This window comes from Desulfonatronum sp. SC1 (genome assembly GCF_003046795.1).
GTDB lineage: Bacteria > Desulfobacterota > Desulfovibrionia > Desulfovibrionales > Desulfonatronaceae > Desulfonatronum.
In genome coordinates this window covers 24,042-32,027 of the sequence record NZ_PZKN01000038.1, presented here as the reverse complement: position 1 = coordinate 32,027, position 7,986 = coordinate 24,042, and the positions used below count along the sequence as shown (strand labels likewise).

6 protein-coding genes are annotated in these 7,986 nt (G+C 60.4%); all 6 read right to left on the bottom strand.

What is annotated here, in order from left to right; translation table 11 throughout:
- Positions 1–356: 356 nt before the first annotated feature.
- The 6 genes from C6366_RS16355 to C6366_RS16330 all read right to left on the bottom strand — a co-directional run bounded on the left by C6366_RS16355 (position 357) and on the right by C6366_RS16330 (position 7,980).
- Positions 357–2,027, bottom strand: coding sequence for a GspE/PulE family protein (locus C6366_RS16355; protein WP_107739876.1), 1,671 nt, complete (start codon positions 2,025–2,027; stop codon positions 357–359).
- A gap of 3 nt (positions 2,028–2,030) precedes the next feature.
- Positions 2,031–3,209 (bottom strand): type IV pilus twitching motility protein PilT, encoded by a 1,179-nt coding sequence (locus C6366_RS16350; protein ID WP_107739874.1) that lies wholly within the window; start codon positions 3,207–3,209, stop codon positions 2,031–2,033.
- 231 nt (positions 3,210–3,440) lie between these two features.
- A complete protein-coding gene (locus C6366_RS16345) occupies positions 3,441–5,186 on the bottom strand; it encodes a type II secretion system protein GspD (RefSeq protein WP_146164891.1) in 1,746 nt (581 codons plus the stop codon).
- A 220-nt stretch (positions 5,187–5,406) separates the two neighbouring features.
- Positions 5,407–5,793 carry a hypothetical protein gene (locus C6366_RS16340; RefSeq protein ID WP_107739870.1) on the bottom strand — a complete coding sequence of 129 codons (387 nt, stop codon included), beginning with the start codon at positions 5,791–5,793 and terminating at the stop codon, positions 5,407–5,409.
- 83 nt (positions 5,794–5,876) lie between these two features.
- Complete coding sequence (locus tag C6366_RS16335) at positions 5,877–6,422, bottom strand: hypothetical protein (protein ID WP_107739868.1); 546 nt, start codon at positions 6,420–6,422, stop codon at positions 5,877–5,879.
- Positions 6,397–7,980, bottom strand: a complete 1,584-nt coding sequence (locus C6366_RS16330; RefSeq protein WP_107739866.1) for a hypothetical protein — start codon at positions 7,978–7,980, stop codon at positions 6,397–6,399. Before C6366_RS16330 ends, C6366_RS16335 begins: the two co-directional genes overlap by 26 nt.
- Positions 7,981–7,986 lie beyond the last annotated feature (6 nt).

The following is a 7,986-nucleotide window of genomic DNA, read 5'->3' as shown; positions in this document are numbered from 1 at the left end:
ACCCCGGCCTCCTCCACGGAAATCAGGGTCACCCCCCTGGCCCGCGCCTCAGCCGCCGCCCCTCCCTGGCTCTCAGCCTCGATGCGCAACCGGATCATGTTCCCGCCCGAATCCATGGCGCGGCAGTCGTAGAAAGGCACGGATGTTTCCTTGTTCGTCGTTCGTCGTTTGCGGCTGCGCCGCGTTTCTTTGTTCTTCGTACGTCGTTCGTCGTTATTGTTACTTCGCCGCTTCTTTACCTGCTATTGTTGAGGTTGAATTTACAACCTGAATGCCCGCAAAACCGCCGCCTATTCCCCTCCAGGGAGGGGCCAGGGGTGGGTTCCCTCAGGTCTCATCCCTCAACCCTATCTTTTTCATTCCATCGTCACCCGCATAATCTCCTCCGGCGTGGTCAAACCCATTTTCACCTTGTCCACGCCGTCTTCCAGCAGGGAGCGGTAGTTGCCGGCGGCTCTGGCCGTGCGGGCGATTTCATGGCTCGTGGCGCCGTGCATGATCCGTTCGCGCAGTTCCTCGTCCACCACCAGCAGTTCGAACAGGCCGATCCGGCCGCTGTAGCCCTTGTGGTTGCACAGATCGCAGCCGTCGAGCGAACGGTGGATCATGAACGCGCCTTCGGGCGTGTCCCGCAGGCCCAGCATGTCCAGTTCGGCCCGGTTCACGGGCCGGGGTTGTTTGCAGTGGGCGCAGACCAGGCGCACCAGGCGCTGGGCCAGGATGGCCCGGGCCGAAACGGCCACCAGGAAGGCTTCTCCGCCCATGTCCAGGAGCCGGGAAAAGGAGCTGGGCGCGTCGTTGGTGTGCAGGGTGGAGAGGACCAGGTGGCCGGTGATGGCGGCCCGCAGGGAGACCCGCAGTGTGTCCGTGTCCCGGATTTCGCCGACCATGATGATGTCCGGGTCCTGGCGCAGGATGGACCGCAACCCGGAGGCGAAGTCCAGCCTTACGCCGCCGTCCACCTGGGTCTGGTTCACTCCGCGCAGGGTCAGTTCCACCGGATCCTCCAGGGAGGTGATGTTCGTCGTGTCCGAACGCAACAGTTGCAGGGCCCCGTACAGGGTCGTGGACTTCCCCGACCCCGTGGGGCCGGTGACCAGGATCAAACCATGCGGGGAGCGCAGGATGGACTTGAACCTGGTCAGGCTCTTTTCGTCCATGCCCAGGGAGTCCAGCAGGATTTCCTCGTCATGGGGCGGCAGCAGCCGAAGTACGGCCTTTTCGCCGTAGTTCACCGGTAGGATGGACACGCGCAGATTCACGGCTTCCACCTCAACCTTCAGCCGGGTGGGCTGGAAGGCGAAGGAGCCGTCCTGGGGGGCGCGACGTTCAGCGATGTCCAGGTTGGCCAGAACCTTGATCCGGGAGATCAGCTTTTGGCCCATGGCCGCGGGCAGGGACTCCACCCGGCGCAGCATCCCGTCCTCGCGGAAGCGGACCAGAAAGCCGTCCATCTGCGGTTCGAAGTGGATGTCCGACACGTTGTTCTGGGAAATGGCCCGGACCATCAGCTTCTCCAGCAGTTCCACCACCGCGTTCAGATCTTCGCCGTTCACCGACTGGGTCCGGAAGTCGATCTTGGTGTCGAATTCCCGGGCATAGGCCATTTGCTGGATCTTGCGCAGTTGCCGTTCCGTGACCAGAACCAGACGCACGGGAGCCCGGACCAGACGCGAAATGTTCTGGAGCATGGCCCGGGGCACCGGACCGTTGCAGGCCAGCAAGAGTTCATTGGCCTCGTTGCGAACCAGGGGCATCACCCCGGCCCGACGGGCCATTTTCTCGGGGATCAGGCGCACCACCCGGGGATCCGTGGGCGTCCCGTTTCCGGTGTACAGAGGAATCTTGGTAAAGTCGGACAAGGCCCGCATCACCTGATCCTCGGTGAGCAGCCCCTCCCGGATCAACAACTGACCAACCTTTTCCTGGACCACCCGCTGCACGGACAAAACATGCTCCAGGTTCTCCGAGGTGATCAGTCCCTGCTGGACCAAGTAGCCGCCGAAGCGGTCGCCGCGAGTCATCATGGTCTATCCGGCTCCGTTTCCGACATTTGAAGGTACCGGGCGAACCCGGCTCCTGATCGTGCATGTCCCGTTGTTCAAAAGACCACGCAAGGTCAGGCGGTTGCGCATCATTTCCTGGTTTTTGGCTGAAAGCAGGGCCGTTTCACTGGAGATCAACCCCGCCTCCATCAGGCCGATGAGCGATTGCTCCATGGTCTGCATCCCGTCGCACTGGCCGGTCTCGATGGCCGAGTAGATCATGTCGTCCTTGGCCAGCCGGATCAGGTTGGAAATGCCCGTGGTGGAAAACATCAGTTCCACCGCCGGAACCCGCCCGCTTTTGTCCGCCCGGAGCAGAAGCCGTTGAGAGACCACGGCCCGCAGGGTGGAGGAAAGCTGCTGCCGGATCTGGGTCTGCTCCCCGGCAGGGAACGAGCCCACCATGCGGTTCACGCTGGACATGGCATCCTTGGAGTGCAGGGTGGAAAAGACCAAATGCCCGGTTTCCGCGGCCATGATCGCGGTGCGCATGGTGTCCAGGTCCCGGATTTCACCCACCAGGATCACGTCCGGGTCCGCACGCAGGGAGTCGCGCAGCGCGTCCGGGAAGGAATGCACGTCCGTGTGCAGTTCGCGCTGATTGATGATGCAGTTGCAGTTCTGGTGCACGTACTCGATGGGGTCCTCCACCGTAATGATGTTCTTGCGCTCCGCCCGGTTGATGGCGTCAATGATCGCCGCCAAAGTAGTGGACTTGCCCGAGCCGGTCACGCCGGTGACCAGCACCAGCCCGTCCCGGAACGTGGGCAGACGGGACATGCTCGCCGGCAGGCCCAGGCTCTGAAAATCCGGGATGCCCTTGGCCAGAAGGCGGATGGCCACGGAAAGCGCCCCACGCTGATAATACGCCGCGAACCGGAACCGCCCCACCGAGGTGCTGCTCACGGCAAAGTCCACGGAACGCTTCTCCTCCAGCACCGTTGCGTAACGCGGCGGCATGACCTGACCAAGCAAAGCCCGAATCTCCTCATGGGCATAGGCCTCGCAGCTCATGGGCCGCAAATCCCCTCCCATCCGGAACACCGGCGGCTCGCCGTAAGTCAGGTGTAGGTCCGAAGCATCCAGCTCCACGGTCTTGGCCAGCAACTCTTCCATGCTGTCCGGCTTGTGTTCATTTATGATTTGTTGCGTGATGGTGGTCATGTTTATTTTGTTCGTTCGTCGTTCGTCATTCTTCGTTCTTCGTTCGTTATTGGAAGATGTTATTTTGTTCGTCGTTCTTCGTTCGTCGTTTCTGCGAGTTTGCGAGACCTGGAGTAGAAGTCCGAATGTCCACGATCCGCATACCCTTCCCCTCCTGGGAGGGACCAGGGGTGGGTTTTCTGAACCAAGAACGAAGAACAAGGAACGACGAACGGGATTACATCTCACCCATCACTCTTCACCCATCACGCTCCCCTCTTCCACCGGCTTAAAAAGCCGCCCCTCCGGAATCACCCGCTCGTTGGCCTCTTCCGCCTCGTCTAAAACCCGGCTGCTCCTTTCCAGAAAACGGCGGGTCGTGTCCGGGGCTTCGTCAGGTGCGCCCATGACATGCGGGGTGATCAGGATGACGGTTTCCGAACGCGACGCCCGACGCTCTACCTTCTTGAAGAGATAGCCCAGGATCGGAACGTCCCCCAAAAGCGGTACCTTCTGCTCGTAGTCCTTGTCTTCCATGCGAATGAATCCGCCCAGGGCCACTGTGTTGCCCGAAGGCACGGCCAGGATGGACTGCAGTTCGCTCTTGTCCACGCCGTCCAACGGAAAGCTCACGGGCTGGCCTGTGCGGTCGTTGATCAAGGTGATGCTGGAGACGTTGAACCGCGCGGACTCGATGAGGGCCACGATCTCCATGGTGATGGTCCGGTCCGCATTGATGAAACTCTTGATTTCCAGGTCCGTGCCGAGTTCCCGGTTGTCAATCTGGACTTCGAAGACCACAAGATCCTGCAAGTCGCTGCCTCGAATGGTTTCCTTGTTCACCCCGGTGCGCAGCGGGACCTGCTGGCCCACGAAAAAACGGACCTCCGCGTTGTCCGCGGTCATCAAAAACGGCGAAGACAGCGTTGTCATTCGGTTTTCATCGGCGAACATCTGCAACCTGGCCCGCAAGATATCCGTGGAAAAGGCGTAGGCCAGCGAATCCGTCATCAAAGGGCCAGCCCCCCCCAGAGTGGTGAAAGCGGTCTGATATATACCGCTTCGGCTGATGTTTTGGTCGCTGGTGTAGCCGAAATCCTCAAAGCCGAAATCGAAAAAGGATTCGAAACCATCGCCGAGTTCCAGGTTGACGATCTTCACCTCCAGCAGCACCTGACGGACCGGGGTGTCCAGTTCGCGGATCAATCCGGTAATGTGCGACAGCAGGCCCTCGTCCATGGACCGGACCACGACGGAATTATTCTTCTTGAACACCGTGACGATGGCCGGCAACCGGCGGCCCAGGGCGCTGCTGGCGTCTTCCATGTGCTGAGTGGTCTCTGCCTCGCCCAACTGCACCAGCCTGCGTCGCTCTTCCGCCGTAAGGTCATCGAGCTTTTCCGGCTCATCCGCGCTGCTGCCCACGCTATGGGCCTCCAAATGCCCATAGACCGACTGCCCGCTCATGTCCCGGAATTCCACCTCCGGGCCGAGCAGCGTGGCCAAAAGGGCGGCCATGTCCTGGGCATTGGTGTAGCGCATGAAAAATGCCTGAATTTTCTCGGACTGGTGGAAGACCATGGTGTCGGCAAAGGCTTGCTCGGTCATCACCGCGGTCACCCGGCCGTCCGTGCGAAACCACAGCTCGTTGCCCCGCAACAGGGCCTCCACGGCCGTACTCAACGTTATGTCGCGCAAAAAAAGACGGACCTTCTTGTCGGTCACTTCCCCCTGAAGCATCAGGTTGACGCCGCCCACCTCATTGAACAGTTCCGCCGCGATATGCAGCGGAACGTCCTGGAAAAAGACCTCCTTGATCCTCGCATCACCCCCAGAGTGCCGAAACCCGGAACGCATGGCCCGGTCCTGGGACGTGGGCCGATGTGAACTGACCAAACGCATGTCCGGATCTTTCTGGGGAATGCGCACTATGGGCTGCGTATCGCGCTGCAATACCGGGACTGGAGGCGCGTACTGAAGCTGGGCCGCCGGCTGCACGGTCTTGCAGCCGGACAGGAGGAGAAGGAGGAGAAGGGATATGGAGAGGAGGGAGAGGGCTGAAGGCTGAGACCTGAGACCTGAGTTTTTTTGTTTGTTCTTCGTTCTTTGTTCTTCGTTCTTTGTTCTTCGTTCCTTGTTCAAAACGATAGGGCTGAAACCTGAGGGACTAGTCCCGGCGATGTGTGCACGATGAGCCCTTGCCAAAGGAAGAATATGCCTACTCACGCTCTTCCACCCCGATCTCGTACCAGTAATCGTCCTCGCCGCGCAGCACCAAACGACGCTCGCCCATGCCCTCCACCCGGAACTCGTGCCGCAGGCCGTCCACCATCACCTCTAACCGATCCAAGGGCCGGAGCACCCGGTAGACACGTGAAGGCCGCAGATAGACCACGGCGCGGAAGGAGTCCTCGGTGAGCAGCAGGCCGCGCAGCTTGATTTCATCCGCGGCTTTTGGAAAGTCGTAAGCTTCCAGGGGCGGCATGGGGCTGAAAAACGGCTCCCGTGCCGATGCCGGAGCAGTCCAGCAGCACATCACGCAAAAGACGAAAATGCCGGCCAAGCCGGCTTTGAATATGGAACGCTTCAAAACAAACATGATCATGATTCCCGTTATCTCAGATTGTTTACCCACTCATCAAATCCGAACCGCGACTCCGTGAAAATTGAGATTTCTTTCAGCGACGGCTATCCCATGATCCACAAGTCCATGACGATCCTCAACAACCAGGGCTTGTCATCCCTGGAAATACTGACCTGTTCCACGAGCATCGGAGTGTTGTTGGTGCGAAGTTCTCGAAGCATACTCACGAGACTTCTGAAATCGCCCTCAGCCGTGATCCTGAATATCCGCCATTCGAGATGTTTCTTTTCAACGCCGCGAGGGACCACGTTCAGCACGCGCAGATTCCGGCGCTCCATCTCTTGATACGCCCAGTGTTGGGCGCGGATCAGAGCTTCCTCGTCGCCGACGCGTATGTCCAATTCCTTCAGTTCACGCTCCAGTTCCGCCAGGGCCTCCCGTTGGGTTTCCAGGCGTCGCCGCAACTGGAACGGTGGCTCCGCGGCCTGCATCTCGTTAAATTGGGAGATGCTTCGGTTCAACTGCTCTCTGGCCCGAACCAGAGATCGTTGCTGAGGGTCGTAGACATGCTTGAGGTAGAAGAACAGCATGCCCGTGATCACCGCGGCGATCAGGCCGAATTTTTCAAGTTTGGTCAGCTTTCGGGCCACTTCCCACCTCCAGGTGCATCACGAACCGATGGGACGCGGAGCCCTTGCCGCGTACCTGTTGTTGCGGCTCCAGACGTTGCACGTCCACGGACAGCCCCCCTTCCTCCCGTAATCGCAGGGCGAAATCGAGTATCGCCGAGGGCGACACGGCTTCACCACTGACAACATAGATATTCGGATTTCGCTGATCATGTCGAATGCCGATCAGGGCTACTGTCGGCGGCATGTTTCGGATCAGGGCGTCGTACATGTCGATCCTGGCTTGCAGGGGCTTGTCCCATTCATCCTTGATATAGGCCATCTGCCTCCGCAAGTCCCTGGTCCGCTCATCAACTTTCTGGATATCGCCTTCCAGACGCTTCACCTCGTCGTGCACCTTCTTGCGCTCGGAAAGCTGGGCCTCGATGTCTCGGCGCTGCTCCGACAGATCACTTTCCTGATAGCGCATCAGCAGATTGTGCCCCAGCAGAACCACGAACAGAAACGAGGCCGCGGCCAGGGGCATCAGGTAGATGCTCTGCCGGATGCGTACCGCCGGAGGCACGGCGTCGGAAATGCCGATGGCCTGCATGCCCTTGCCGCCCAGCTCACGCATGGCCGCGCCCGCAGCTGTGGCGAACATCGGCCCTTCTTCCGAGCCCGCCGTGGTCAGGCCCGAGGTGCGTTGCAGCCGGACCGGTTCGACTCCGGTGGGTGACAGGGTTCGCAGAAAAGCCACAATGCGATGATCCATGGCCCCGACCCCGGTCAGAGCCACGGGCAGCGGCCCCGGCGCCTGTCCGAAATTGAAGCGCAAGCTGTCTTCCAGGTCCGTCATGGTCCGCCCGTCCAAGTGCGCCCGGATCATCTCCGCCGTAACGTTCATGGCGTTGATGGCCAGGGTCGAACCGCCGCGCAGCAGAGCGAACCCCGAGGAGGCCGCGCCGATTTCCAGTACGCCCCGGTCGGATTCTTCGTGCTGATACAACAAGGGCACATGAAAGCAGACCTCGCCGGGATAAACACGGGCCAGCTTCAACCCGGCCATCCGGAAACGCTCCCTGGCAGCCCGGTAAATGTTCTGTTCCAGCACGGCCACATGGACCATGATCTCTTCAAGCTCTTCCCGGATTTGCCCCGGCTCATCCCGGGGTTTCTCCACCTCCACCCCGGCCAGGGACAGATGCCCGGGAACGCCGGTATACGTCTCGGCCTCCCACTTCACGGCCTCGGCCAGCAAATGGCTGCGCATGCTCAGAACCCGCTCCCGATTCATGGGCAGGACCACCAACCGGGCCAGGGGCGTGACGAACACGGTCTGGATGTTCTGTTTGCAATTCAGGCGGTTGCGGATTTCCTGGAGTTGGGCGATGCCCGGCAGATCGTCCTCGGCTTCCGGTGCCTTGACCGCAACAAACTCCATGATCTCCCGCTCCCGACCCTTGGCCCGAACCAGAGCCGCCCGAACCTCATCCTCCACATACTCTACGCCCAGACACAAGGAGCCGGGCATGGGCAGACGGGACAGGAGTTTGGAGAAATTCGGACGGACGATTTTGGAGAGGGAAATTCGAGGCATGGAGGG

What these genes read in the sequence shown, in the direction of transcription:
- C6366_RS16355 (WP_107739876.1), bottom strand. Translation starts at nt 2,027, where the DNA reads ATGATGACTCGCGGCGACCGCTTCGGCGGCTACTTGGTCCAGCAGGGA.
- C6366_RS16350 (WP_107739874.1), bottom strand. Translation starts at nt 3,209, where the DNA reads ATGACCACCATCACGCAACAAATCATAAATGAACACAAGCCGGACAGC.
- C6366_RS16340 (WP_107739870.1), bottom strand. Translation starts at nt 5,793, where the DNA reads ATGATCATGTTTGTTTTGAAGCGTTCCATATTCAAAGCCGGCTTGGCC.
- C6366_RS16330 (WP_107739866.1), bottom strand. Translation starts at nt 7,980, where the DNA reads ATGCCTCGAATTTCCCTCTCCAAAATCGTCCGTCCGAATTTCTCCAAA.